Consider the following 5,099-nt stretch of genomic DNA (forward strand, 5'->3'; position numbering starts at 1 on the left):
GCAAAAATCGAGCAATACCTGAACATTACCGATACCGCCGACAAAGTCCTCTTTGCCGTAGCGCATGTTTTAGGTTTGAACGAAAAGGTTGAAGCTGCAAATGCGACATTGTCTTCTGAAAGCGACCAAGCCGAGCCGCTGGTGATTGTGGTATCCGAGCCTGAAGTTACCAGCGCAGAGCCATTCGTATTTGCCATTGAAAGCGAAGACGAGCCTGCCGTAGCGCAAACTGAAGGCGCTGATGCCGAACAAGCCCTGCTTGCATCTGCGGTCAACAACGTCAAAGAAGCTATTTCTGCGGTATTGTCTCCGAATGCAACGGCTACTGTTGCACCGGTTGAAGCACCAGCCGAAGCTGTTGCCACACAAACTGAAGCCGTCGCTGAAGCAGCGCCTGTCGCAATCGTTGTACCTGAGAGCTTAGGCGATTTGATCTTCGTTGAAACCGATCCGCAAGCCGTTGCCGCTTTTTCCGCGCAGCCACAACCAGAACCGGTTGCTAAAACACGCCGTTCGGATGTGCCTAAAGTAGAAGTGGAAGACGTAGCAGTCGAAATGATTTTGGTGGAAACACGCAAAGATTAAGATTGGTTTTCCAGTTAAAAGCCCGATGTTGAACGCATCGGGCTTTTTTATTAGCAAGGAGTTGCGCTGCTTATTTGAGGGTTGCTTCATGGTTAAAAAAGCAGAATAACTTGCTGAGAAAGGGAAGGGCGTAATTCTTTCAGTGGGAAGGACTTAAAGGTTATACCAGATTAGTATGAGAAAAGGCCGTCTGAAATGGTTTCAGACGGCCTTGGTTTGTGTGTGTATGTTTGGGTATTATGATTATTTTTTGTTCAGAGAGTCACGGATTTCGCGCAACAACAGAACTTCTTCGCTAGGCTCTGCCGGTGCTTCTTCAGCAGGAGCGTCGGTTTTTTTCAAGGAGTTGATGGCTTTAACCACGCAGAAGATGGCAGCGGCAACGATCAGGAAGCTGATCACAGTGTTGATGAACAGACCGATGTTCAGGGTAACGGCACCGGCTGCTTGAGCGGCTGCCAGGTTGGCGTAACCTTCAGCAGGAGCGGCTTGTGCGCCGTTTTTCAGGGTGATGAACAGGTTGGAGAAATCAACGCCGCCGATTAGTAGACCGATAGGAGGCATGATTACATCGTCAACCAATGATTTGACGATGCCGCTGAATGCTGTACCGACAACCATACCGACTGCGAGGTCGACAACGTTGCCACGCATAATAAATTCTTTAAATTCTGAAGCGATTGACATAATTAATCTCCTGTATGTGTTTGAGTCAAAATCAGATGTGATTCAATTAATCGGCAGGCATCTTAACGCTTTATTAGTTAAGAAAAATTCAATAATGTTAAATTTTGTATTTTATGCCAAAAATGCCCTGCTTCTATGCCTTCTGTATGAAAAACAGGCCGTCTGAATTTTTTCTGTTACTTTTTTACACCACTTTTTATCAGTAGCTAAGTATCAGATAACATGAATGTTATCTTTAGAATCAATGCTCTATCGGAATTTCAAATTGAGGTAGAATGATAATATAATAATGCTGAAAACATAATCATTGAAAGCCTGTAAAGTTAATGTTTCGTATCCGTATTTGACTTTCAGACGGCCTTTTTGGTTATGCAGTTATTCAAGCCATAATGTAACGGCCATAAAAAAACGCACTTTCATGATGAAAGTGCGTTTTGCGTGAAAACCGTTTAGTTCTCTTCGTCATTCAACGCGTTGATGCTGTAACCGCCGTCAACGTAGGTAATCTCACCGGTGATGCCGGAAGCGAGGTCGGACAAGAGGAAGGCGGCGGTGTTGCCGACCTCTTCGGTGGTAACGTTGCGGCCCAGCGGGTTATGGGAAGCGACGTGGCCCAAGAGTTTGCTTAAATCGGCGATGCCTGAAGCGGCCAGGGTTTTGATCGGGCCTGCGGAGATGCCGTTGCAGCGGATGCCTTCTTTGCCCAGGCAGGCGGCGGTGAAGCGGATGCCGGCTTCGAGGCTGGCTTTGGCCATACCCATAACGTTGTAGTTAGGAATGGCACGAACGGCGCCCAAGTAGCTCAGGGCGACGATTGCGGCGTTGCGGCCCTGCATCATCGGACGGGCGGCTTTGGCCAGCGCAGGCAGGCTGTATGCGGAGATTTCGTGAGCGGTGTTGAACGCTTCGCGGCTGATGCTGTCGAGGAAGTCGCCGCTCAATGCTTCTTTGGGGGCGAAGCCGATGGAGTGGACGAGGCCGTCCAAGCCGTCCCAATGTTTGCCCAAGTCAACGAACACTTGGTTGATTTCGTCGTCGCTGGCAACGTCGCAGCGGAACACGAGTTCGGAGCCGAGTTCGGCCGCCATTTTACGGACGCGCTCTTCCAGTTTGTCGACAACGTAGGTGAATGCCAATTCCGCGCCTTGTTCGCGGCAGGCTTTGGCGATGCCGTAAGCGATGGAACGCTCGGAGATCATGCCGGTAATCAGAATTTTTTTGCCTTGCAAAAAGCCCATTTTCTTATCCTTTAGCAGTGGTATTGCGGTTGCATTAAACTGCGCATTATAGCAAAAACCGCTGTTTCGGCAAAGAAAATAACGGATAACCCTTTGTCTTGCCTCAAATAGGGATAAGGTTGTCTGCTAAGGCCGTCTGAAACCTGACGGAACAGCGGCAAAACGTTATACTTGATAGTCTTAATGACCGATGTTTCAGGAGTGAACCATGCCCGAGCAAAACCGCATTCTCTGCCGAGAACTCAGCCTGTTGGCGTTTAACCGCCGTGTACTGGCTCAGGCGCAGGATACGAAAGTTCCTTTGTTGGAGCGTTTGCGTTTTTTGTGCATCGTGTCTTCCAATTTGGACGAATTTTTTGAAGTGCGCATGGCGTGGTTGAAACGCGAAAACAAATTGCGCCCGCATCAGCTGCTCGACAACGGAAAAACCGCGGCCGAAACCATCGAAGCGGTGGCGAAAGAGGCGCAGGCTCTGATCCGCGAGCAGTACGACCTGTTTAACAAAGTATTGCAGCCTGCACTCAGCCGTGCCGGCATTCATTTCTATCGCCGCCACAAATGGACGGCTGCGCAGAAAAAATGGATCGAAAACTATTTCGACAACGAGCTTTTGCCCATTCTCACCCCCATCGGACTTGATCCGTCACACCCATTCCCGCGCCCGTTAAACAAATCGCTCAACTTCGCCGTCGAACTCGAAGGCACGGATGCGTTCGGCCGTCCGTCCGGGATGGCGATTGTGCAGGCTCCGCGCATTTTGCCGCGCGTCGTCCCCATGCCGTCTGAAATTTGCGGCGGTGATGCAGGCTTTGTGTTCTTGTCTTCGATTTTGCACGCCCATGTCGGCAAACTCTTTCCCGGCATGAAGGTTAAAGACTGCCATCAGTTCCGTCTCACGCGTGACAGCGATTTGACGGTTGATGAAGAAGATTTGAAAAACCTGCGTGCCGCGATTCAAAACGAATTGCACGACCGCGAATACGGCGACGGCGTGCGCTTGGAAGTAGCAGACACTTGTCCGGCGCACATTCACGACTTCTTGCTTGCCCAGTTCAAGCTAACTTCTGCCGAGCTGTATCAGGTCAAAGGGCCGGTCAATTTGGTGCGCCTCAATGCCGTTCCCGATTTGGTGGACAGGCCGGATTTGAAGTTTCCGCCGCGCAATGCAGGCCGTCTGAAAGCCTTGCGCAAAAACGGCTCCGTATTCGAACTGGTCAAACAGTCGCCGATTTTGTTGCACCACCCGTATCAGTCGTTTGATCCGGTTGTCCAAATGATACGCGAGGCCGCAGCCGATCCGGATGTGTTGGCCGTCAAAATGACCATTTATCGTACCGGCAGCAATTCCGAGCTTGTGCGCGCATTGATGAAGGCCGCACTGGCGGGCAAACAGGTTACCGTCGTCGTTGAACTGATGGCGCGTTTTGACGAAGCCAACAACGTCAATTGGGCAAAGCAGCTGGAAGAGGCGGGCGCGCACGTCGTGTACGGCGTATTCGGCTACAAAGTCCACGCCAAAATGGCTTTGGTTATCCGTCGCGAAGACGGCATGCTCAAGCGTTATGCCCACCTCGGTACCGGCAACTACCACCAAGGCACATCGCGCATTTACACCGACTTCGGTATCATCACCGCCGACGAACAAATCACTGCCGATGTGAATACTTTGTTTATGGAAATCACAGGCTTGGGCAAGCCGGGCCGTCTGAACAAGCTCTATCAAAGCCCGTTTACCCTGCACAAAATGGTCATCGACCGCATCAAGCAGGAAACCGAACACGCCAAAGCAGGCAAACCGGCGCGGATTACCGCCAAGATGAACTCCCTCATCGAGCCGAGCGTGATTGATGCGCTGTATCAAGCCAGCGCGGCAGGCGTGCAAATCGACCTGATTGTGCGCGGTATGTGTACTTTGCGCCCGGGTGTAAAAGGCTTGTCCGAAAACATCCGCGTCCGCTCCATCATCGGCCGCCAACTCGAACACTCGCGCGTGTATTGCTTCCATAACAACGGCGCAGACGATACCTTTATCTCCAGCGCCGACTGGATGGGTCGCAACTTCTTCCGCCGCATTGAAGTCGCCACGCCGATTACCACGCCCGAACTCAAAGAACGCGTGATCCGCGAAGGTTTGGAAATGGCCTTGGAAGACAATACCCAGGCTTGGCTGATGCAGCCTGACGGCAGCTACGTCCGCACCCAGACGCAAGACGGCGAGCCTGCGTTTGGTTTGCAGGAAGGTTTGTGGAAAATATACGGACGTTAAATTGAATAATGTCTCAGGCCGTCTGAAATGCAGGTTTCAGACGGCCTTTTTTGATTTTGCCGTTATAATTCCGTTTCCCAATCTTTCAGACGGCCTTTTCCTATGAAATCTTACCCCGATTCCTATCTCCATTTTGAAAACCTCGAATCTCCCGAAACGCAAGATTTTGCCGCCGCGGCGTATGCCGAAACGCGTGCGCGTTTTTTAGAAAACGACAAAGCGCGCGCATTGTCCGACGGCATTTTGGCGCAGTTGCAGGACACGCGGCAGATTCCGTTTTGTCAGGAACACCGCGCGCGGATGTACCATTTCCATCAGGACGC

At 51.2% G+C, this 5,099-nt stretch carries 3 protein-coding genes and 2 pseudogenes; 3 read left to right on the forward strand and 2 right to left on the reverse strand.

Translation table 11 applies throughout. The features are described 5' to 3' along the window. Positions 1 to 585: pseudogene (locus tag Q1M25_RS07930) on the forward strand (ribonuclease E/G); the annotation flags it as partial. A 243-nt stretch (positions 586 to 828) separates the two neighbouring features. On the opposite strand, the gene mscL reads toward Q1M25_RS07930, so the two are convergent. After that, positions 829 to 1,272: a large conductance mechanosensitive channel protein MscL gene (mscL, locus tag Q1M25_RS07935; RefSeq protein ID WP_004519029.1), complete on the reverse strand. Its 444-nt coding sequence runs from the start codon at positions 1,270 to 1,272 to the stop codon at positions 829 to 831. Between the two features lie 449 nt (positions 1,273 to 1,721). Further along, positions 1,722 to 2,510 (reverse strand): enoyl-ACP reductase FabI, encoded by a 789-nt coding sequence (gene fabI, locus Q1M25_RS07940; protein WP_003748060.1) that lies wholly within the window; start codon positions 2,508 to 2,510, stop codon positions 1,722 to 1,724. Between the two features lie 208 nt (positions 2,511 to 2,718). On the opposite strand from fabI, the gene ppk1 reads away from it, so the two are divergent. After that, positions 2,719 to 4,776 carry a polyphosphate kinase 1 gene (ppk1, locus tag Q1M25_RS07945; RefSeq protein ID WP_300483706.1) on the forward strand — a complete coding sequence of 686 codons (2,058 nt, stop codon included), beginning with the start codon at positions 2,719 to 2,721 and terminating at the stop codon, positions 4,774 to 4,776. Between the two features lie 102 nt (positions 4,777 to 4,878). Further along, positions 4,879 to 5,099, forward strand: a pseudogene (locus tag Q1M25_RS07950) (S9 family peptidase); the annotation flags it as partial.

The sequence above is a fragment of the uncultured Neisseria sp. genome (genome assembly GCF_951230505.1).
Lineage (GTDB): Bacteria > Pseudomonadota > Gammaproteobacteria > Burkholderiales > Neisseriaceae > Neisseria.

Excerpts from the sequence above, each read along its gene's own strand:
- mscL (WP_004519029.1), bottom strand. The coding sequence starts at position 1,272 with ATGTCAATCGCTTCAGAATTTAAAGAATTTATTATGCGTGGCAACGTT.
- fabI (WP_003748060.1), bottom strand. The coding sequence starts at position 2,510 with ATGGGCTTTTTGCAAGGCAAAAAAATTCTGATTACCGGCATGATCTCC.
- ppk1 (WP_300483706.1), top strand. The coding sequence starts at position 2,719 with ATGCCCGAGCAAAACCGCATTCTCTGCCGAGAACTCAGCCTGTTGGCG.